The organism is Paenibacillus sp. R-74696 (assembly GCF_055814915.1).
The window spans coordinates 241705-265229 of sequence record NZ_JBPULM010000026.1 but is presented as its reverse complement, the minus strand read 5'-3'; the positions used below and the strand labels follow the sequence as shown (position 1 = coordinate 265229).

The following is a 23525-nucleotide window of genomic DNA, read 5'->3' as shown; positions in this document are numbered from 1 at the left end:
ACATTATGCTTCGTCGTTATTTACATTTCAGTGAGCTTGGGTCACATGAACATACGCTGGACGAAAATGCTGGCGGACTGGCAGGCGCACTGGCAGGCGCACAAAGAATGAAGGAAAAGGGAGTGGAAGACAACAATGATTAAACGTTGGATATCAATCGTCATGGCAGTATTGATAGTGGTGGGTCATTTTCCTCAGATTGCGAATGCGGCGAATCCGCTTGACGAGTGGACGGTCCGGGGGCCTCTGCCCACGGGTGTGCATTTATATGACGTGACCTATGGGGATGGGAAATATGTAGCTGTTGGAGATAATGGAACCGTTATGACCTCTGCCGATGGTGCGAGTTGGACAACTCAAACGAGCGGTATTACGAGTAAGCTAAAAGGCATTAGCTATGAAAACGGCCAATATGTGGCGTTAGGCGAAGGTGGGAAAATTATCATCTCCAGCGATGGAGTGAACTGGACGAACGCAACGAACAACGATTCAAGCGATCTTGCCAGCGTTGCTTATGGGAATGGGAAGTATGTGGCGGTAGGGGGGTTTGGGAAGGTTGTGACCTCCAGCGACGGCATGGACTGGACGTTGAACCCAGTTAGCTCCGTAATTACAAATTCCGTTTTATATAGGATCACCTATGGAAACGGTATTTTTGTAGTAGCGGGGGGGAATGGAAAGATCTTTACTTCCAGTGATGGAACGAACTGGACAGATCAAACGAGTAACTTATCTCCCAATTTGCTGGGTGTCGCCTATGGTAACGGTATCTATGTGGTAGTAGGTTCAGAAGGGAAGGTTGTAACCTCCGAAGACGGCGTAACCTGGACACAGCGGACGAGCGGCACTTCGGAAAATTTGCTTAGCGTCATTTACGGGAACGGGATGTTTGTGGCAACAGCGAACTCTGGAGTGATTAAAATTTCTACTGACGGAGTAACTTGGGAAAATCAAACGAGCGGCCTCAACTCAGGAAGTTTAATGGGAGTCGCCGGCGGTAATGGAACCTATGTGGTAGTAGGGACTGGCGGAACGATTTTAACCTATGCTGACGGAGGGAACTGGACGATCCGGAGCCCGTTGCCTACGAGTAATAAGTTAAATAGCATCGCTTACGGTAACGGTAACGGAACCTATGTGGCTGTTGGTCCAGAGGGAACGATTGCAACCTCCGGCGACGGAATCGCTTGGACAAACCGAACAAAGAGCAGTATGACACAAGATTTAAATGGGGTTACCTATGGAAAAGGTATATTCGTAGCAGTGGGTCCAGAGGGAACGAATTTTACTTCCACAGACGGGATTGCTTGGACGAGCCGATCGAGTGGCGCTTACTCTCAATTATACGGTGTCACTTATGGAAATGGTATGTATGTTGCAGTAGGGGCTACTGGAAGGGTCGTAACTTCAAGTAACGGAACGAGCTGGACGGGGCGGACGAGCAACACTACGCAAAGTCTAAACAGCGTCATCTATGGAAAAGGGAAGTACGTGGCGGTAGGAAACACAGGAATGGTTGTTACATCCAGCGATGGCGTGAACTGGACGAGCTCGGCGAGCGGCACTACGCAACAACTAAAGGGTATTGCCTACGGAGGTCACCAGTTTGTGGCGGTAGGGCTTGGTGGAACGCTGATTGTCTCCAACGATGGCGTGAATTGGACGAGCCCGGCGAGCGGTACTTCCTCTCAGCTAAATGCTATCATCTATAGAAATCATATGTTTATGGCAGTAGGGAATGCTGGAGAGATTGTAACCTCCAGCGATGCAATGAATTGGACGAAATCGACGAACCAGGATTTGGTCAATCTTAACGGTATCGTCTACAACAATGGGACGTATATGGCGGTAGGGAACTCAGGAAGGGTTTTGCAATCCGCTGCAATGCCAATATTACCGGAAGTAAGCAACGTCGACGTCAGCCCGCGCAGCGTAAGCGTAGTACAAGGCGGAAGCCAGCAGCTCACGGCAGCGGTGGATGCGGCGGGTGGCGCTGCGTCAACCGTGACGTGGGCAAGCAGCGATGCCAGCGGAAAGGTGGCGGTAGACACTACGGGGGAGGTAATCGTTGCCGCGGATGCCGCGCTAGGCTACCACACGATTACGGCAACATCGACAGAGGATGACGGGCAAATCGGAACCGCGACGATTACGGTGACTGCCGCTCCGGGATCGCCAGCAATAAACAGTGTAAGCGTCAGCCCAATCAACACAAGTGTGCAGCAAGGCAAGAGCGGGCAGCTCTCAGCAACGGTAGGTGCGGCGAACGGCGCAGCGACGACAGTCACGTGGAAAAGCAGCGATGCCAGCGGCAAAGTAGCGGTAGACGCCACGGGCAATGTAACTGTTGCTGCGGCAGCCGTGCCAGGAAGTTACACGATCACGGCAACATCGACAGTGGACAACAGCAAGACCGGAACCGCTATGATTACGGTTACCGTTGTTCCTGTTACGTGGACAAGCCGGGGAAGCTCAGCGTTAACGACCAATATTTTAAATTACGTAACATATGGAGGCGGGAAATATGTGGTCGTTGGGAACAGTGGAACGGTTGTAACCTCCGACGACGGAGTAAGCTGGACGAAGCAGACGCTGAGCGGCATTAGTCAAAATCTGTTTAGTGTTATCTATGGGAACGGCAAGTATGTGGCCGTTGGGAACAGTGGAACGATTGTAACCTCCGACGACGGAGTAAGCTGGACGAAACGGACGCTGAGTGGACTGACGCAAAATCTGCTTAGTATCACCTACGGAAATGATAAGTACGTAGCTGTGGGAGCTGGCGGAAAGGTTATTACCTCCGCTGACGGAGTAACCTGGATGAGCCAAACAAGCGGCACCACAAGCGGCCTAAATAGCGTAGCCTACGGAAATAACGTTTATGTGGCTGTGGGAGCCAGCGGCACGGTTGTGACCTCTGCCGACGGAGTAACCTGGACGAGCCAAACAAGAAACATTTACGTTAATTTAAACGGCATTTCCTACGTAAATGGCATGTTTGTGGCTGTAGGAGCCAGCGGCACGGTTATGACCTCTGCCGACGGAGTAACCTGGACGAGCCAAGTAAGCAGCACCGCAAATGGCCTAAATAGCGCAGCTTACGGAAATGACATTTATGTGGCTGTAGGAGCCAGCGGAAAGGTTGTGACCTCCGCCGACAGAGTGAACTGGACTACGCAAACGAGTACGAGCAGCACTACAAATAATTTGCTGGGAGTCATCTACGCCAACGGTACTTTTACGGCTGTGGGGGCCAGTGGAACCATTCTACAATCTGTTCCGGCACCGGCGGTGAACAGCGTGAACGTCAGTCCAAGCAGCGCAAGCGTAGAGCAAGGCAAGAGTCAGCAGCTCACGGCCACGGTAGATGTGGTGGGCGGTGCAGCGACGACAGTGACATGGACGAGCAGCGATGCCAGCGGCAAAGTGACGGTAGATACTGCGGGTAATGTTACTGTTGATGCAGCAGCAGTAACGGGAGCTTATACAATCACGGCAACATCGACGGCGGACAGCAGCAAAAACGGAACGGCGACGATTACGGTCACCGTTGCTACTCAGACCGACGCAGGAGCTGTCAGTGATGACAAGGCTGCTCTGGAGGTCAGCTTTGGAAGTGGCGACAGCGCTACGAATGTCACGCAAGACGTGACGCTGCCTGGAACAGGAGCAAGCGGCACGACGATCACGTGGTCATCCGACGATACGAGCGTCGTGGCCGATGACGGCAAAGTGACCCGTCCATCCTACACTGAAGGAGACAAGGAAGTAACGCTGACCGCCACGATTACGAAGGGAAGCGAAATGGAAACCAAAACGTTCACCCTCAAGGTGAAAGCCAATTCGCAGAGCGATGCGGGATCTGTCAGTGATGACAAGGCTGCTCTGGAGGTCAGTTTCGGAAGTGGCGACAGCGCTACGAATGTCACGCAAGACGTGACGCTGCCTGGAACAGGAGCCAGCGGCACGACGATCACGTGGTCATCCGACGATACGAGCGTCGTGGCCGATGACGGCAAAGTGACCCGTCCATCCTACGCCGAAGGAGACAAGGAAGTAACGCTGACCGCGACGATTATGAAGGGCAGTGTAACGGAAACCAAAACCTTTACTCTCAAGGTGAAGGTCAATCCGCAGAGCGATGCGGGAGCTGTCAGTGATGACAAGGCTGCTCTGGAGGTCAGCTTTGGAAGTGGCGATAGTGCTACGAATGTCACGCAAGACGTGACGCTGCCTGGAACAGGAGCAAGCGGCACGACAATTATATGGTCATCCGACGATACGAGCGTCGTGGCCGATGACGGCAAAGTGACCCGTCCATCCTACGCCGGAGGGGACAAGGAAGTAACGCTGACTGCCACGATTACAAAGGGAAGCGAAACGGAAACCAAAACGTTCACCCTCAAGGTGAAAGTCAATTCGCAGACCGACGCGGGAGCTGTTAGCGATGACAAGGCTGCTCTGGAGGTCAGTTTCGGAAGTGGCGACAGCGCTACGAATGTCACGCAAGACGTGACGCTGCCTGGAACAGGAGCAAGCGGCACGACGATCACGTGGTCATCCGACGATACGAGCGTCGTGGCCGATGACGGCAAAGTGACCCGTCCATCCTACGCCGAAGGAGACAAGGAAATAACGCTGACCGCCACGATTACGAAGGGAAGCGAAACGGAGACCAAAACGTTCACCCTCAAGGTGAAAGTCAATTCGCAGACCGACGCAGGAGCTGTCAGCGATGACAAGGCTGCTCTGGAGGTCAGCTTTGGAAGTGGCGACAGCGCTACGAATGTCACGCAAGACGTGACGCTGCCTGGAACAGGAGCAAGCGGCACGACAATCACGTGGTCATCCGACGATACGAGCGTTGTGGCCGATGACGGCAAAGTGACCCGTCCATCCTACGCCGGAGGGGACAAGGAAGTAACGCTGACCGCCACGATTACGAAGGGAAGCGAAACGGAGACCAAAACGTTCACCCTCAAGGTGAAAGCACAATCGGCCAATAACACAGGATCAGCGCCTGCCTCCAGCAACTCAAGCGGAGATGTGGTCATCGTGTTGGTGAACGGCAAACAGGAAAATGCGGGAATCGCCGCAACAAGTAAGCTTAACGATCAAACCGTTCTCACGATCACCATTGACCAGAAGAAGCTGGAAGACAAGCTGGCTGCGGAAGGCCAGGGTGCAGTCATTACGATTCCGGTCAACACACAGTCTGACGTGGTCATTGGCGAATTAAACGGTCAAATGGTTCAAACCATGGATAATCAAAAAGCTATATTGGAAATCAGAACGAATCATGCGACTTATAAGCTTCCCGCACAACAAATGAATATTAACATGATAGCGGAGCAATTCGGGAAGTCGGTGCCGCTAAAGGACATCAAGGTTCAAGTTGAAATCGCCGCACCAACGAACGATTCGATGAAAGTTGTGGAGGATGCGGCAGCGAAAGGGAAATTCACGCTTGTCGTTCCGCCGGTTGAATTCACGATCAGAGCTACATACGGAACAAAGACAATCGAAGTATCTAGATTCGATGCTTATGTTGAGCGAACCATCGCCATCCCGGCCGGATTCGACACGAACCAAATTACTACGGGCGTCGTTGTCGAGCCGGATGGAACGGTTCGTCACGTACCAACCAAGATCGTCGAAATCGACGGCAAATATTATGCTCATATTAACAGCTTAACCAACAGCACTTACTCCGTCGTCTGGCATCCGCTTGAATTCCTTGATGTTGCGAGTCACTGGTCGAAAGCTGCTGTTAACGACATGGGGTCGCGGATGATCATTGATGGTACGGGCGGCGGTCTGTTTAATCCAGATCGAGATATAACACGAGCTGAGTTTGCAGCTATCCTGGTACGCGGATTGGGACTAAAACTGGAAAACGGGGCCGCACCATTCTCTGATGTGAAGACGTCAGATTGGTTTAGCAGCGCAATCAATACGGCTTATACGTATCAGTTGATTGACGGTTTTGTAGACGGCACTTTCCGACCGACGGATAAGATCACGAGGGAACAGGCGATGGTTATTCTCTCCAAAGCGATGAAGCTTACAGGACTGAAGGCTAAACTGTCTGTTCAGCCAACAGATGCTACTCTTCGTATGTTTGGAGACGCACAGGAGGTATCCGCGTGGGCGCAAAGCAGTGTTGCGGACATCCTTCAAGCTGGCATTGTATCTGGACGAAGCGTTGATAAGCTTGCGCCGCAGGAGTACATAACCAGGGGCGAGGTTGCAACCGTTATTCAAAAACTTATGCAAAAATCTGATCTAATTTAGGTATAGAGGGGGCCGAATTCGGCCCCCTCTATTTGTGTGCGCCCAGCGTGGTGCTATCTCTAGGGTTCAAGTCCCGAATGGTGAGGGCAGTAGCAGCCATAGCTTAAGGCAATGGTGTCCATCGTGAGGTGAAATCTGAAGGAAGCCGATGGCAAATCTCTGGTCTGAGGAACACGAACTTCATATTAAGGCTAGCGTAGGTTGGATGAGACTGCATAACATGTAGAAGTCCTTACTGCCAAAGGCGTACGAGATTAAAGAAGCAGATAGATGGAGAGGAAGATAGCGCTCTTACCCCGGGACGTCTCACAGACGTGGAGTAGGAAAAAAATTCGGAACATGGAAGACGTGAATGTCCCTTTCTCGCGGAATTTGGCGGGGAATGGTGTGAAAGCTACCGCTACATTTATCAGCGCTATTTAATGGAGGCTGGACTAAGGCTGCTTGAGCATGAACCCTTTGCTGAGCCTATCTTGCCTCCAGAGGGAGGATCAGCCGTTGCACTTGCAACAATTTTGTCACAGAAGAGGAGGTATAATGGCGAAAAATGCCGCAAAATGTCGAGGTGTTGAGCGACATGTGGCAGAGATAACATTTGGGAGGAAAACTACATTATGCTTCGTCGTTATTTACATTCCATTCTGATCGTTCTATTGATTTTTTCGGGACTTCCCCCGCTGGGAGTCTCAGCCGAATCCAATGATCCGCTGACTCTCGGCAACGAGGACGTTAGGTTGTTCGACGGCGGTGAGGGAACGGCGGATGATCCGTACCAACTATCAACCGCGGAGCAATTGGATAGGGTAAGGGACTATCGGGACAAGCATTTTGTTCTGACGTCAAATATTGATCTGGACGCTGCGCCGTACAATCAGGGTGAGGGCTGGAGTCCCATCGGCAGCACAACGGATAATAAGCCGTTTACTGGAACATTCGACGGTGGAAACTTCACGGTTTCTGGGCTTACAATCAAGTCGGACAAATTGGACAATTCCTTGTTCGGTTACATCAGCTCCGCAAGAATTCGGAATCTGAATATGGCCGCTGTCAATATAAGTGATGAAACCAATGGCGATACAACCACTGGCGCTACGGCTGGCGCGCTTGCGGGTACGGCCCAAAACTCGATCATTGAAAATGTTTCGGCCTTCGGAACAATTGTCAGCCGGAGAGACAACACTGGCGGTCTGATTGGATCATTGGCCGCAGCGGGTGCCAAAACGGCGGTGATTCATTCCTCTGCATCGGTAAAGGTGCAGCTTCCAATAAATGGAGCAGGCCAGCGTTCTCTTTTTGCTAATAACAAATACCAGAACAGGGGTGGCTTAATCGGCAGTGTAAAAGGCACGGCAAGCGATCAAGTCGAATTCATTGGCAACTGGGCAACGGGGGATGTTGAAGGCACCTTGCAGACAGGCGGATTAATTGGCTATGGTGAGAATATCATCGTTGAAACATCCTATTCGACTAGTTCGGTTAAGGGTTACACTGTGAGCTCGGGCCACATGAACATAACGCTGACCGAAAATGCTGGCGGGCTGGCAGGTGTCCTGAAAAATGCCACGGTGTCTGAGTCTTATGCTGGACCATCCGTTATCCAGGGAATCCCGGGCTCATCCGTCGTGAAGGGCGGGACGGCGATAGGGGGCTTTGTTGGCAAAGCGCAAGACTCGACCTTTACCGATGTGTTCTCCCGTGCAACAGTCACCGGCTATGAGATGGCGGGCTTTGTTTATAAAATGGAAGGAACGGTATCCTTTAAAAATGCCTATTTTGGCGGAACCTTGCTAGTCGATGAAAGTATTGTGAAAGAGTTTGCGCCGAGCTATGCAAATGCAACGGTCTCCAATGTGTTTTACCATTCAGGTGCGCAATGTTCGGTTGTCAAACCGGGAGATGAGCTGGGTACGCCGCTATGCACCAACAAAATTCAAAATGCCGATACCTATCCGGCAGACTGGAACTTTAAAGGCATATGGCTGATTGACTCTGCCGTTAATGGTGGATTCCCCTATTTTGGTGACAAGCTGGCACCGGAAATTGAAGGAGCAGTTACCGTCGAACCGGGTACAGTAAAAGGAACTACGCGTATTAGTGGAGCTTCTGCTGGCATCGCCAACCGTCTTGTGGTACAGATGCTGACTGGCAGTGTGCCGACTCCAGATGCGGGAGCTGCTGCTCCGGTCGGCAACGGAACAAGCGTGATAGATCCTTATGCAGTTGGCAGCGATATTACTATCGATAGCTCTGCGGCAGTTAGCCACCTCGCATTGTACGAGGTTGATGCTGCTGGCAATATCGTAAAGTTCAGCCTCATTGAGCTTGAAAATGGTGATGTCCAGCTGTTTGCAGGCGGGTTGGGAACAGCTGCCGATCCATACCAAATTGCGGGCTCAGATGAATTAAATGCTATTCGTTATGTACTGGATGGTCACTTCGTTCTTACGGATGATATTGATCTGACGGATGGTGGAGCAGGGACAAGCTGGACACCAATCGGTTCATATATGACTTACGATGTGCCTACCGAGCCGTTTACCGGGGTATTCGATGGCAATGGCAAAACGATTAGCGGCCTGAATATACAGGTTTATGCCGGCAAGGGTGTTGGCTTGTTTGCGTATACAGAAGGAGCAACGCTCGAGAACGTACACCTGGTCAATGCCGTTATTACGGCAATGGATGAATTAAATCCGCCTGAAATGGTGGGGGCTTTGGTGGGGATGGCCAAGAAAACGCAAGTCATTCATTCGTCTTCATCCGGCAGTGTTACTGGTAAAAGTGCCCTTGGCGGCCTGATAGGCGCCATTGAAGGCCAATCGCTAGTCTCCGGCTCTTATTCCAGCGCCGAAGTGATCATCATTGATTTTAGCGGAAGCGGCGGAGGTGGTTTAATCGGGCGGGCGGGCAACGTTACCAGCGGTGAAAACGAGCGGGTAGCCATTGTTCAATCGTACGCTACGGGCAAAGTTTCCTCAGCCGAAAGCTACTATGGCAGCAAGCTTGGCGGTTTAATCGGTGAGGGCAACAGAATCGACATTGAGAAATCCTACGCTTCAGGAGAAGTGGAAGGGAGAACGATCCTTGGCGGATTGGCGGGCTACCTTGAAGGAGCGACCATTAAGCAGACTTATGCATCTCCGATCCAGCAAGTCATAGGCTCCGGCTTATATATTGGCGGTTTTGTCGGCCAATCCGACAACTCCCTATATGAGAATGTTTACTCGCGTGCAAGAGTTGAAGGTGTTCAGTACGTAGGTGGATTCATCGGAAACGATCTGGGCTCCAATACGTTTCGTTTCGCCTATTCTACGGGAGCGATATTGGACAAGGATTATATGTATACCGACGCATACAGCTTCGGAGGCAATAACGGCAGCAATGTGTCGGTTGCCGAGTCGGTATACTCTGATAGGGTGACGGGTGAAACCGATCTTAAAATCTTGCTAGATATAAGCGAATATCGGTCTACACCTGACATGAAGGAAAAACCGAAGTTTGAGGAATGGGATTTTGAGCAAATATGGGCGATCTCCCCAGCGTTTAATGAGCGTTATCCGCATTTCCAGTGGAGTTATACAACTCCGCCAGTGATTCCGGTGCCTGTATCGCCGTTTAGTCCCGTTCCTGCAGCTACGGAAGGCCTGCAGGTAGGAACTACAAGCCTTCCATATGCTTTTTCACAGCCAGACAATCGGTTAGTGGTTTCTATTTCTTCAAGTCCGATTGTAACACCAAATTATGGCGATTCCGCTCCGATGGGAGCGGGAGTGATCGATCCCTATCAGATGGGTGACATCTCAGGTGTAGATGCTGAAACGAATAAATATATTGGACTTTATGAAATAGATGCTGGCAATAAGGTACTCCGATTTAGCTTGATTGAATTGACAGCAAGCGATATTAAGCAAGGTCAATCGGCGACGCCGACACCGGATACAGGCGGAACCCCGACGCCAACACCGGATACGAGTGCAACCCCGACGCCGACCTCACAATCTTCGTCGGGGACGGGTACCGACTCTGGCACTGTCAAAGAAGAGGTGTTCGCGGAGGTTTCGGCGGGCGAAGGCGAATTACTTACTAGAACGCCGATTGAGCGTACGACCAGTTCGGACGGCAAGGTCAGGGATAATGTTGTCTTGGCACAGGATAGAGTTTTGGCAACGGTAGAGCAGCTTAAGGGCAAGTCGAATCCAATAGCGCGAATCATTATACCAGACGAAGAGGGGAAAGTGTCCCAGACGGACATCAAAGTTCCGAAAAATGCCGTCAAACCGCTAGCGGACGGTGGTATTGCATTGGAATTCCAGCTTGAGGGTGTTCGCGTGTTTATTCCGCAAGAATCATTGGTGGGATTCGACGAGGATCTTTATTTCCGCTTCATTCCGATCCGGACTGAAAACGAACGTAAAGTCGTGGAGGATCGAGCCAAGAAAGAAGAGCTTGTGCGCCAAATTGCAGGAGACCAGACGATTAAGGTATTGGGCAGTCCGATGACCATTGAAACCAATATGCAGAGCCGGTCTGTAACGTTGATGATGCCGCTTAAAGGCGCTTTGTCTGAAGATGCCGCGGCCCGTCAAAACATTCTGGACAACCTGGTTATTTTCGTAGAGCACAGCGATGGAACCAAAGAGCTGATTCGTGGCGAGATTGCTGCCTATAAGGGCGGGGAGCAGGGCGTGCAATTCGACGTCAATAAATTCAGTACATTTACGATGGTTTACATGGAAGGCTGGAAGGAATATTTTGCTGCCCAGCAGCAGGACGGTGAAGGGGCGAACCTCCACAAGCCATATATTAAAGGCTTCCCTGACGGAACATTTGGCCCAGACAAGCCGGTTACCCGTGCGCAGATGGCGGCTATGCTGGTCAGAAATTTGGAGAGCCTCCCCAACGGGGGAGTAGTATTCTCTTACAAAGACGTTTCTGTGAAGCATTGGGCATATGAGGAAATGGGAGTCGCGTCCGAAGCCAGGTTGATGGAAGGTTATCCAGACGGACGCTTTGGCCCTGAGGATGGTATCACTCGCGCTGAAATGGCGGCCATCGCATACCGCTGGCTGACGAGCAAGGGCGTTGAAGCCGAGGTTTCAGCAATAGGACAAACCTATAAGGACCTATCCTCCGAGCATTGGGCTTATGAGGCAATTGCCTTCATCCGTTCCAATGGCATAATGAGCGGTTATGATGATCATACGTTTAAGCCGAATCAGAAGCTGACACGGGCTGAAGCCGTCAAGGTGCTTAACCGCCTGTTTGAACGGGGACCGCTTTATGGTGTGAGTACTCCGACCTTTGAGGATGTTGGCACAAGACACTGGGCCTTCATGGAAGTCGAAGAAGCGGCACAGGAGCATCGATGGTTCATTGATGATCAAGGGCATGAAGTGAAGCGCTAGCAGTAGAGAAAGACGTTTCTTCCTTTATATGAGGGAGGAACGTCTTTTTGTAGTATGTCCCGCATGGTATAGATTTGTATATTTTGCATTTATAGAAGCGGTACTTGTATAGTAGTAGGGTAGCTTTTATTCTTTTAAAAGGCTTAATAGAAATCATACAAAGGTTCGTGAAAAACGGGAAACTTCATAAGAGAAAAGGTGTTTTTCTATAGAGCCAGCAACAAGCAAATGGTAGGGATACGAGAAACAGGAGGAAATCAATTGAGTACACAAAGCATTGGAGTTCCATTAGAGGGTTTTGCAGAATTCAGCCGGACGGTAGCCGCTGAGGGTGCCGTATTATTGAAAAATGAAGGACAGGTGCTTCCGTTTAAGGATGGCGACAACGTTGCTATTTTTGGCAGAACTCAGGTGAACTATTATCGCAGCGGTACCGGTTCGGGCGGCAGCGTTCATGTTACTTATACAACAAATCTGCTGGATGGGCTTCGTGGCAGCAAGAATGCTGCCGTCAATGAAGCGCTGGCGGCTGTTTATGAGAAGTGGATTGAAGAAAATCCATTCGATAACGGTGGAGGCGGCTGGGCGGCTGAGCCATGGCATCAGAAGGAAATGCCTTTAACGGCTGAGCTGGTTTCGGAGGCAAGAAGTAAGTCGAACAAGGCTGTCGTGGTGATTGGACGTACAGCGGGAGAAGATCAGGACAATGCTGATGAGTCCGGAAGCTACCAATTGACAGTGGAAGAAAAAGCGATGCTGAAGCAGGTGACGGCTTATTTTGAACAAACCGTTGTCGTGCTTAATGTATCGAACATTATAGACATGAGCTGGCTGAACGATGAAAGCTACGTGCATCCCATTGCAAGTGTCATCTACTCCTGGCAGGGTGGCATGGAAGGCGGCAATGCAATTGCCGATGTGCTGGCTGGAGACGTGACGCCAAGCGGCAAATTGACGGATACGATCGCTTATTCTATTAACGATTATCCGTCGACTCGCAATTACGGCAATGAATTTAAAAACGTTTATGAGGAAGATATCTATGTGGGATATCGTTATTTTGAGACGTTTTGCCCGGATAAGGTTCAGTTTGAGTTTGGCTATGGCATCTCTTATACCTCGTTTGACATCAAGCCGGAGGATGCCAAGCTGACAACCAAAGCAGGAGAGCAATACGTTGAAGTCGACGTCAACGTAACGAATACGGGAACCGCCTTCGCGGGTAAAGAAGTGGCGCAGGTTTACTACGAAGCGCCGCAAGGCAAGCTGGGTCAACCGGCTAAAGCGCTGGCCGCATTCGGCAAAACAAAATTGCTTCAGCCAGGCGAATCGCAGCTCCTTACGGTGAGCTTCCCTGTTTCTGCTATGGCTTCCTATGATGACGCTGGTGTGACGGGGCATCCTTCCGCTTATGTGCTGGAGGCAGGCACTTATCGTTTTTATGTGGGAACGAGTGTGAAAAAGGTAGCGGAAGTGGCTGTTGAGGGTCAAAACGGCTATGTCGTGGATGCTCTTCAAGTTGTGGAGCAGCTGCAAGAAGCGATGGCGCCAATGGAAAGCTTTACGAGAATGAAGCCGGGTGCCCGGAAGACAGATGGCTCGTATGAGCTCATCTCTGTAGAGGTGCCGCAGCGGAAGGTTTCTATGGCGGAACGGATCGAGAACAATCTTCCTGCAACGCTAGTACAGACGGGCAATCAGGGACATACGTTAAGAGATGTTTTTGAGGGTAAAGTCGGTATGGAAAGCTTCATCGCGCAGCTTAGCGATCAGGATTTGGCGGCAATCGTCAGAGGCGAGGGCATGAGCAGCCCGCTCGTTACATCGGGGACGGCTTCAGCTTTCGGCGGTGTCAGCGATCAGCTGTTCAATTATGGCATCCCCGTGGCTTGTACAGCAGACGGCCCGTCCGGCATTCGTATGGATAGCGGTCAGAAGGCAACTCAGGTCGCAATCGGCACCTTGCTTGCGGCAACGTGGAATACGGAGCTAGTCGAAGAGCTGTATGTAATGGAAGGCCAGGAGCTACTAAGAAACAACATCGATACGCTGCTCGGGCCAGGCCTGAATATTCGCCGCAGTCCGCTTAATGGACGGAACTTTGAATATTTTTCAGAAGATCCATTCATTTCGGGTGTATTTGCGGCAGCATGTACGAAAGGGATTATGAAGGGCGGCTCGAACGCTACGCTGAAGCATTTTGCCTGCAACAATCAGGAAAAGCACCGCAGCAAGGTCGATGCGGTTGTCTCCGAACGCGCTCTTCGTGAGATTTATTTGAAAGGCTTTGAAATCGCCGTGAAGCAGGGCGGTGCGAATTCGATTATGACCTCCTACAATCCGATCAACGGACATTGGGCCGCTTCCAACTATGACCTGAACACGACGCTTCTTCGCGGCGAATGGGGCTTTACAGGCATTGTGATGACGGACTGGTGGGCGATCATGAACGATGTCGTGGGTGGCGGCCCAGCGGATCGCAAACTGACGAACTGGATGGTTCGTGCACAAAACGACCTGTACATGGTGGTGCCGAACTACGGTGCGGAAATCAATGGCTGGGATGACAATACGATTGAATCGCTTGAAAATGGCACGTTGACCCGCGGCGAATTGCAGCGCTCTGCTATGAATATTTGCACGTTCATTATGAACGCGCCTGTATTTTCGAGAAAACATGAAATCGTAGAGACGGTTGAAGCGTTCAAGGCGAATGCTTCGCTTTCAGCAGCAGCTTCGCCAGAGCAAGTGCAAGAACTTTCCCAAAATGCACAGGTGAAGCCTGCTGTAGCGGGTTCATCCTTTATGCAGGTGGATCAAGCTGGGCAATACCGGATCATTGTCAGCATTATGTCTCCAGAGACGGAATTAGCGCAAAGTGCATGTAATGTAACGCTGAACGATCAACTGATGACGACCATTCAAACGAATGGAACCGAAGGCAAGTGGATCAGACAGAAGCTTATGAAAGTCGAGCTGGAAGCTGGCTTCTATGAACTGAAGCTGGAATTCATCAAGCCAGGTTTGCAGGTGGAGTGGATTGAGTTTAAACAGGTTTAGAGGTAGGAGGCTAACCTGTTAAGCTATCTAGATTATCGCTCAAGGTGGGGCACGGTAGTGAAGGGCCGATAATTATTTTCATAGTCCGCCTCTACGGTTAAAATCCACAACCAATAAAGGTTGTGGATTTTAACCGTTTTATGACTTTTATTGATGAAATACAAGTTAGTTTTCATAGTGAGGAATAAAAGGATATAAAATTTTATTTGTACTAATTGTAAAAACAGGGTGTTAGGACATTGATGATTATAAAGTTAATATTTGATGTTGCGAATCATCTTTATCAAAAGATAATGTTTTTAATGGTTCATATTCAGGAAATAAATTACGTGCAATTTGATAATTTCGAACAGCATTTGCTATGTTACCTATTCTTAAATGTAATACTGCTAATACATAATATCTATAATACTCGTTCTGTGAAGAGAATACAGCATTTTCGAACTTCAAAATAATTGATGTGATTCTAGCTGGATCATTCCCTATAAAAGACCACGGTATGAATTTTTTTTCGCCGTGAACAATTATTCTGGATCTAACTGAGTCAATGGTAGTTAATAAATCCCCATGCAGTTTTTTTAAAAAGGCAGCATTAGAAATTCTTTTGTAATTAACATTATACTTCTGGCATAATTCTTCTTTCTCCATTGATAAAATAGATACATAAATTCTTTTTAAATTAAGAGATATTAATTTTGCAAATTGATTTACATCATAATTTCGTTCTATGAAAATATCGAATGATTTTTCTAAAGCTTCATTGTAAATCTCCCTTAATATTTTAGATAATTCTTCTTTGAACGATGATTCCAAAGAAGTAACGACAGCCAAATCTATAATATCATTAAACCCTACATATGCAATCGTGTTATTTTCAGTACAAAGGCGCTCTCCTAATGAACCGGTGGAACAAGAAAACGCGAACACAAAAGAATTTTTTAAAGCCGTTAATTTATCAAGAGTTAAGTAGATACGTTCGCCTTTAACTTCATCTGCTTCTATCGAGTCTGGATCACCATGTGCAGTGAATACTACAATGTCAGTATGGTTTAATCTAATGTCTAGTTCATTATTTAAATCATTTGAACGTTTTATATATTTATAATTAGTACCGTAAGTTTGTTCTAAGTGTCGTCGAAATCCGTGCAAAAAACCTATACCGCCCGAATTGGGAAAAAAATGAATTATTTTCATATCATTCACCTGTTATAATATTGTGTATAATGACTGATTCAGCTAGGTTCCCTTTATAAAGCCTGCCCGTCTTTTCATCTCTTCTAATAAAATTTATTATTTCATTAATTGTATATTCCTTTCCTTCAACTTTTATCCGTTCATCGTCAATAATATCACTATAATCTGCAAAATATTTTTCTAGACTTACTTGAACAAAATCAATATTATCTATAGCCTCAATGATAGTCTCCACTCTTATTTGCATTTCACTTAATCCATGCAATGTAGAACTTTTCGACTTAGTGTCTTTTGAGAGAAAGCGATATATTCCCTGATTGAATAAGTTGATTAGGTCATTTCTATCTGGAAAGACTTCAGATAAATCACCCATTGTATAAAATATAATTTTACAGTGCTTATTAATTTTCTCTCTAATTTCTTTTACTAAATCACTACCGTATTCAACATTTCCTGCTTGTCTTAGATCATAATCAATAATTAGTACGTCGTAAATAACTTCTCCACTTGCAAGAAGGCTAATTGCTTCTTTATACTTTTGAGTAGAGAAAAAAATTATATTATAGTCAAGTTTTTGATCTTCTTTAATTTTCCTGAAAATATGTTCGTATTGCTTAATTTCTCTTTCTAAAAATTTCGAATCATCTACAATTAAGATATTTCTTGTAATTTCCATACTAATCCCCCAAATCAAAACTAAGTTGGAACGAAGCTCCTAAATCAGATTTCACTAGATTTATTTCCCCATTGTTTCCTTTAATTAATTCATCAATGATTGATAATCCCATACCGAAACCATTTTCAGTAGTTGTATAAAATGGATTAAATATATGTGGTATCACATTTTCGTGAATCCCTTCACCATTATCATTGAAAAAAATATTTAATTTAGTAGGGGATATTTCATAGTAAACAGTTATTATTTTTTCTCTATTTGTTATTTTTTTGAATGACTTTAAAGAATTAGATAATAGATTCTCGATAATAATCTTGAGATCATTTAAATCAATTTTCAATTTAATATTTTTATCACCTTGGATTATATACTTTACCTCCTCATTAATTAATGTTGTTTTAAAAGAGGAAAATACCTTCTCTAAGTGTTCAAACAGATTTATATAGATTTTTTCTTTTTTCTTAAGAAGGTAATTTCTTGCATCTAACAAATAAGTTTTTATTTCCGTTGCAGTATTTAAAATAAAGGCTTCATTTTCTTTTATAATATTTAGAACATCTTCATGTATATTTAGAAGTTCAAGATCCACCTTCTGATTCCATACAGATGTTTCAATATTCTGCAATCTAATAAGAACTTGATGTATTATTCCTTGTAGTAAAGTTTCTTTACTTGAAAGTCTTTTGTACACTTCTACAAGTTGTTTTTGATTTCTAATAATCTTATCTTGCTCCTGATTACTACTTCGTATTACTTTGGAAAGTTCAATAACTTGTTCGGCTATTTCTGGAGAAAAATAATGAATATTCCGAGCAACAGCATTCAATTTTTTAGTTGCCTCAGTAATTTCTATACGGTGCTCTATATGCTGATCATCAGCTATTTTAAATTTTTTCAAGAAAAAGTACTCTTCCAATTTTGTCATTACTTGCTCTTTTATAAATTTCCTTAAACTAGTTAAAGATTCGTTTTCTTCTAGCCCTTGCCTATTTGTGGCATCAATAAAAGAGGTATTATGCTCACGATAAATTTGAATGTACCCAATAATGTCCCTTACACCTAAAAAACGATAGTGTCCTTGAGATTTTCTTAACTCTAGATCTAACCAATCGTTTTGCTCTTCGCCGTAAGGATATATTTGAAAGAAGTCTCTATATATCCTTATATTTCCATAATCCTTGACATTTTCTTTGAATCTATGATGAAAGGATTGTTTGTCGCTTTTGTCAAATGAATAAATAATGGCTTTAACTGGGCCGAAATTATATTTATTAGTGAAACTGTTTTCTTCGACTATTGCACCATTCCTATATACTTCAAAACTAATCTCATTCAACCTATCTTTATTTATATTCATTTCAACCCAGAGTGAGCTTATTTCGTTTAATTTATAAGGTTCAAGAATTTTATTATTATATCCAAACTTTTTACAATCAAGCTTGATTTTGAAATGGTGATTTTCAAGATCAGAGAATGGTGATAGCAGTCCCTTTAAACGTTTTTCTAAAGTTAGTATTTCTTGCTTCTCCCAAATATCTCGTAATCCTGTGATTTTTAAAGTAACGCCTTTTTTGTTTCGAAGAACTTTATTGATGGTATAATTAATATCGATTTCACTTAAAAGTTTATTGTCTTGGTTTTCAAACATTTCCCAATCAAAAACCACTAAAATATTTTGATTTGAATTTTCTTTTAAACTCAACAGTTCAAGTTTGTTGCCTAATCTATCAACAGAGAATCTCCCGATTCCCTTTTCACCGTTTATAGGGCGCCCTTTCGGTGTGAAATTTACCCCCTTTTTGTGATCAGTGCCGATTACCATCCACTTCTCTGTAATATCGTTTAAATCCATCCCCGATCCGTCATCACTAATAATTAATTCATCATTATCAGGATCTATAATTACTTTTACTTCATCTGCATCTGCATCAAATGAGTTCTTTACAAGTTCAAAAATAGCTGAAATTTTATTTGTTACCAATCTTCTGCCAACTAAATCTTTTATATTTGTGGATGAACTAAAATGTAAAATAGGCATAAAATCCCTCTCAATCTATTTTATCATTTAGATAAGGCAACCATTATTTCTTTTGCAATTGCCATTGCGAATAATGGTGGTACTGCATTACCAACTTGAGTGTATTGTGGAGTTTCAAACTTCCTTCTATTCCCACCAGTGGTTCGCTTGCCTAGAAATTCAAATGAATCATCAAAGGACTGAATCCTGGCTAGTTCTCGTACTGTTAATATTCTCGAATTCTGAGGATCATAATGTACAATATCATCTGGTAAAGTTAGAATAGTAGGAGCAACTTTTTTTTTGTGAAGCTTAGTACATCTATATTTTTTTGTATAGTATTTCTCATATTCTTCTTCATTTAAGCGCGATAATAATTGACCAATACTTTCATTCGGTCTGAGTTTCCTAAATCGTTCGATAACAGTATTTCCATGCTTAGACGCTTGATGATTTAAAAGGAAATTAGATTGAATTTTAGCACCCTGATTATTTGGAGTGAGTCCATTTCTAAGAGATATTTGATAATCAGAAAGCTTATATCTGTTATTATAAGTGTGTGATATTTCTCCACTTTTTAAAAATCTTAAATCAGAGATAGCTTCTTCAACAGTTACAAAAAAATTATTTTCTTGAGGGAATCTAGGTGCAGGTACTAAGTTGTATAGATCATTTTTTACTTTAGTTATTTGATGTCCCAAAAAAATTACTCTTGGACGATTTTGAGGAACTCCAAAATTCTTAGCATTCAACAATTTATATTTAACATGGTAACCCATTTTTTCAGATTCTTTGACGATAATCTCTGGAACAGTGATATTTTCATACACATCACCACTTAAACCTTTGACTAAATCAACTTTAAAAGATAGAATTCCTTCTACATTTTCCATTACAAAATATTTTGGTTTTACTAATTTTATAATTTTTAAGTAATCTAAAAAAAGATAATTTCTGGGATCTTTTATATTTCTTTTTCCTGTCAAACTGAAACCTTGACACGGTGGCCCGCCGACAATAACAGAAATCTTATTACCATTTAAAAATTGTTTAAGTTTCTTCGGTTTTGTTAAATCTTTAATATCGCCCTGATAAAAAATTGTATTTTCATATCCTAGTTGCAAATGTCTATTTACATAAGTTTCTGCAGCTTCACTACTGTAGTCACAAGCATTTGGAACCTTAAATCCAGCTTGCAGAAAGCCTTCTGCCATTCCACCTGCGCCGGAAAATAAATCAAGAATATTATGTATTTGACCACTCATTTAAGTCACCCAATCCATGTTTTGTTCCAGGATATCATATTTGCCTCTGAAGTACCAGGCTAGCTGCGCCTTTGGACTTAATTGTACATAAAATATTCATAATAAACCAGATATTTTTATTGATACATTATTTCCGTATGTGATTATTTATATTTTTTAATTTGGAATAGAAAATTTTAGATTAGTAATTTATTTATATTTTATTTTTTATATGGATTTTAAATAAATTTTCTCTTATTTATTGTGGTTAATTCAGTTTATTCTTATTGCTGTATTGAAAAACATATGTATTTTTATTCTTTGTATCCTTTTGATCACAATTATGAATTAATGTGCCTCTGCCCTATTATTGAAATAGACGCAGGAGTTTTAGAGGATCAAGCTATCTCTCGGTAGTTACGTTCGCATTCATTGGGTTTTTAGTGCTCCATAACAATTTTCGAGTTTGAAAACAAAATTCCTTATATTTTAAAAAAATAGAGAATGAAGTATACAAGTGGTAATTATTAAATTTTTGCTTGCGCCGTTTTAGTATTACTTTGAGTGCTTTTTCTTTGAAGTTTTTGTGAAGCCATTTTGTCGAATGATAGACGAGATGCTCGAAAGAGCGAATGAAAGGTAGGTGCCGTCGTGGATACGAGATTGTGGATGTCAGTATTGCTATGCTTTGCGACGGCGCTGATGCTGTTTGTGTTGTTCCTGTCCTATCGGAAACGCCATTTGCAGGTGGCAAGAACGATGGTTTACATGATGGCAGCAGCATCCTGCTATGCGCTTGGCTATGCCTTCGAAATATTGAGCGTTACCTTGGACGGCGTAAAGCTGTCGCTTCAGTTCGAATATTTAGGCATTCCCTTCGTCTCCGCCTTCTGGCTGCTGATGGTGATCCAGTTTACCGGACTTGCAGCTCCTTACCGAAAATGGCTTGCGCTGCTGCTTTTTCTCATCCCATCGGTCACATTTCTTTTGCATCTTACTAATGAATGGCATCATCTTGTGTACGCGGGCTATTTTCCGAATCCGGACGATACCGTTCCGTTGTACAATACATTAAAAGGCCCTTGGTATGCGGTGCATGGCGTTTATAATTATACGATTTTGCTGCTGGGCATTCTGCTGTTTATTCCGATGTATATACGAGCTTTGCCTATTGTGCGAAAGCAGATTGTCCTCCTTATTCTTGGAGCGGCTGCGCCGATGCTTTTTAATATAGGCTATATGTATAATACGATTATTGACTTTACCCCGCTGGGGTTCGCTGTATCGGGTGTCGTGTATGCGTGGGGGATTTTTAGGTTCGGACTACTTCGGTTAACGCCGCTTGCTTATGCCAAAATGTTTGATACCGTTCGCGACGGGGTGGTGCTGCTGGATTATGAAAATCAAATCGTGAACCACAACCGCGCAGCCGAAGAGGTGTTTCCCGAGCTTATGCAAACGAAAAGCTTCCCTGCCTTAGGCAAGGACGTACTAGCGACCAGTCCCGAATTGCTCCAGCGAATATCTACCGGGGGTTTTCAGGATGAACGGTTTGCATTCCAGCGTTTGCTGGGTGATCGGCACATGTATTACATTTGCAGCTTAACGTATATTTACGACACGGGGACGACCCCGATTGGCAAAATGCTGATGTTCAGCGATATTACGGAGCTAAAGGAGAATGAGGAGCGACTTCGTGAAAAATCGCAGCAGCTGTCCCAACTGAACGCCTTTAAGGATAAGCTGTTCACCGTTATGGCTCACGATATTCGTGATCCCATCGCCCTACTGGTGAGCTTAACCGAGCTGCTGGGCGAGGAGCCTACGGATACCGATATTGCCAGCGCCGAGGTATTTCAAGAGATTAGACGGCAAATACGCGCCACCTTCCAACTCGTCGATAATTTGCTGGACTGGTATCGCAGTCAAAATGGCGAGGTTGCATTCCGGCCGCAGGCCTGGAACCTGCAGCAGGTTGTCCGCCAAGCTTTATCGCTGGCAGGAGCCAGAGCAGGGATGAAAAACATTCAAATTTCCGAGCAGATTGACGAGAGGCTGACGGTGAATGCCGATAAAGAAATGCTGGATCTGATTTTTCGGAATTTGCTTTCCAATGCGATTAAATATACGGATATCGACGGAAAGATCGAGCTCAGCGCTTCTATTGAGCATAATGAGGTAACGGTATCCATTAGCGACAATGGGAGCGGGATTGATGAGGAGACGGCGCGTCTGCTGCGTCATGATGAACTCTTTTTCAAGGAGCCTGGATTTGCAAGTGGGGAGGACGGAAGCGAAATGAGATTTGGTCTCGTATTGACTCGGGAATTTCTCCGCATGCATGGCGGCAGTCTCCGGTTTGAGAGCTCGGCGGGGCAAGGAACGACATTCCGGTTTACATTGCCAGGGGCCGTCAGCAGCAGGGCCGAAAGTGACAGCGAGGAAACGGTGGTGAAAGCTTATGAAGGTCATCTTAATTGATGATGAACCCGTCATGCATTTAATTATGCGGAAAATGCTGGCGAAATACACAGAACTGCAGGTCGTAGGGGCATTTGTGAATACGCATGCGGCGGGTGATTTTCTCGCTGGAAATACCGACGTCGAGCTGGCGTTTGTAGACATCTCCATGCCGGGTGACAGCGGGCTTGCGTTTGCTTCCAAGCTGGACGAGGAGGGCTGCAAAACACAAATTGTGTTCGTTACCTCGCATAAAGATTATGCCGTGGATGCATTTGAGCTGTCGGTGCTCGATTATTTGGTGAAGCCCGTAACGCAGGAACGGCTGGAGCGGACGATTCATCGTGCACTGGAAGGCAGGAAAAGGATAGGCGATTCCCCGACGGGCAGCGCTCTAATTCAAAACCCCAACCGTGTCAGAATCACAGCTTTAGGCGACTTTTCCGTGCAAAATGAACAGGGACGCGTGAAATGGATTTCCAGCAAAAGCGCCGAACTGTTTGCCTACCTGCTGCTGAACCGTGGTCGCAGGATTTCGCGTGCCAGGCTCGTTGCAGATATTTTCGCCGGTATGACGAGTATGAATGCGGAAAAATATTTGAATACGACCGTCTATCAGCTTCGCAAATCATTAGAGCCGTTAGCGCTTCGGGATGCCATTCGCTCGGAAAATGACGGCTACGCGCTGGAGCTGGCCGATGCGATGATTGATTTTGAGGAGTTTGAGCGTCAAACAAGCAAATGTAAAAGGGTTGACGCTGTTAATATGGAGGACGCGCTGAACGCGGAAAGGCTCTACACGGGGGGGTTGTTCGGCAGCAAAGCCTACGTCTGGGCTATACACGAGACGGATCGGCTGGCGGAAATTTACACCTCGTTCGTCAAAAATGTAGTGGAGACGCTCTTCGTTCTCTCCAATACGGCTGCAGCATCGAAGCTGTTGCTGAAGCTATATGCGCAAAATCCCCTTGATGAATCCGTTCTGAGCCTGCTGCTCCGCAAGCATGCGCAGGACGGAAACAAGAAGGGGCTTACGACCCAATACATCGACTATGTGAGGCTGATCAAAAAAGAGCTCGGCATTCGTCCATCCAAAGCACTGCTCCTCTTATACGATTCACTGGTCAGTGAATTATCAGATAACGCTAAATAATTTAAATTATGATCTCGACCTA

At 45.7% G+C, this 23525-nt stretch carries 10 protein-coding genes; 6 read left to right on the top strand and 4 right to left on the bottom strand.

Features of this window, described 5'->3' with window-relative positions:
• Positions 1 to 5 precede the first annotated feature (5 nt).
• From ACSR9A_RS09985 to ACSR9A_RS09970, 4 genes are all read left to right on the top strand, one after another.
• Positions 6 to 143: a hypothetical protein gene (locus ACSR9A_RS09985; protein ID WP_473757009.1), complete on the top strand. Its 138-nt coding sequence runs from the start codon at positions 6 to 8 to the stop codon at positions 141 to 143.
• Positions 136 to 6294, top strand: coding sequence for an immunoglobulin-like domain-containing protein (locus tag ACSR9A_RS09980; protein ID WP_473757008.1), 6159 nt, complete (start codon positions 136 to 138; stop codon positions 6292 to 6294). Before ACSR9A_RS09985 ends, ACSR9A_RS09980 begins: the two co-directional genes overlap by 8 nt.
• Positions 6295 to 6908: 614 nt before the next feature.
• Positions 6909 to 11699 (top strand): S-layer homology domain-containing protein, encoded by a 4791-nt coding sequence (locus ACSR9A_RS09975; protein ID WP_473757007.1) that lies wholly within the window; start codon positions 6909 to 6911, stop codon positions 11697 to 11699.
• 261 nt (positions 11700 to 11960) lie between these two features.
• Positions 11961 to 14759, top strand: coding sequence for a glycoside hydrolase family 3 C-terminal domain-containing protein (locus tag ACSR9A_RS09970; protein ID WP_473757006.1), 2799 nt, complete (start codon positions 11961 to 11963; stop codon positions 14757 to 14759).
• Positions 14760 to 15005: 246 nt separating this feature from the next.
• Here the strand turns inward: ACSR9A_RS09970 and ACSR9A_RS09965 are convergent, their stop codons facing one another.
• Genes ACSR9A_RS09965 through ACSR9A_RS09950 form a run of 4 tightly spaced genes read right to left on the bottom strand, consistent with a single transcriptional unit; the run spans position 15006 to position 19911 of the window.
• Positions 15006 to 15953 (bottom strand): hypothetical protein, encoded by a 948-nt coding sequence (locus tag ACSR9A_RS09965; protein ID WP_473757005.1) that lies wholly within the window; start codon positions 15951 to 15953, stop codon positions 15006 to 15008.
• Between the two features lies 1 nt (position 15954).
• Entirely contained in the window at positions 15955 to 16629 is a 675-nt protein-coding gene (locus tag ACSR9A_RS09960) for a DNA-binding transcriptional response regulator (RefSeq protein WP_473757003.1), read from the bottom strand.
• A gap of 1 nt (position 16630) precedes the next feature.
• Positions 16631 to 18667 (bottom strand): sensor histidine kinase, encoded by a 2037-nt coding sequence (locus ACSR9A_RS09955; RefSeq protein ID WP_473757002.1) that lies wholly within the window; start codon positions 18665 to 18667, stop codon positions 16631 to 16633.
• 23 nt (positions 18668 to 18690) lie between these two features.
• Entirely contained in the window at positions 18691 to 19911 is a 1221-nt protein-coding gene (locus tag ACSR9A_RS09950) for a DNA cytosine methyltransferase (protein ID WP_473757001.1), read from the bottom strand.
• 630 nt (positions 19912 to 20541) lie between these two features.
• Between ACSR9A_RS09950 and ACSR9A_RS09945 the strand changes: the two genes are divergently transcribed.
• Positions 20542 to 22371 (top strand): sensor histidine kinase, encoded by a 1830-nt coding sequence (locus ACSR9A_RS09945; RefSeq protein WP_473757000.1) that lies wholly within the window; start codon positions 20542 to 20544, stop codon positions 22369 to 22371.
• On the top strand, positions 22352 to 23503 hold the full coding sequence (locus ACSR9A_RS09940; protein ID WP_473756999.1) for a response regulator: 1152 nt from the start codon (positions 22352 to 22354) through the stop codon (positions 23501 to 23503). The genes ACSR9A_RS09945 and ACSR9A_RS09940 overlap by 20 nt, the downstream gene beginning before the upstream one ends.
• Positions 23504 to 23525 lie beyond the last annotated feature (22 nt).